This window comes from Pseudomonas sp. SIMBA_041 (assembly GCF_046535095.1).
In the GTDB taxonomy this organism is placed as follows: Bacteria; Pseudomonadota; Gammaproteobacteria; order Pseudomonadales; family Pseudomonadaceae; genus Aquipseudomonas; species Aquipseudomonas mucoides.
The window spans coordinates 1-288 of record NZ_JAWRXJ010000178.1; the positions used below are offsets into that span (position 1 = coordinate 1).

The 288-nt window shown below is 57.6% G+C and carries 1 pseudogene; it reads left to right on the top strand.

The window, feature by feature from the left end:
* Positions 1–288: pseudogene (locus SB725_RS30745) on the top strand (hypothetical protein); the annotation flags it as partial.

Consider the following 288-nt stretch of genomic DNA (forward strand, 5'->3'; position numbering starts at 1 on the left):
TACCATCTGCAACGCGGAAGAAGCCAAGCGTTTGCTTGCCAACGCCGTGACGTTGCATCAGTTCGATGATGACGCAATCTATGCGCCGCCCGAGCTTGAGTTCTCGTCGCATTCCCGTGATATCTATCAGTTGCTTACGCCGAAGACGGTGCGCAAGGAGCATCGGCTCCGGCAACTCACCTTCGGGTTGACCAAACGTGAGCTTGTCATCGCAGCGACCGCGCTGGTCGTCCTGGGAGCGGGAATCGCAGGCTATGTGTGGCATTCCGAAAAGCAGGCAGAAGAGGC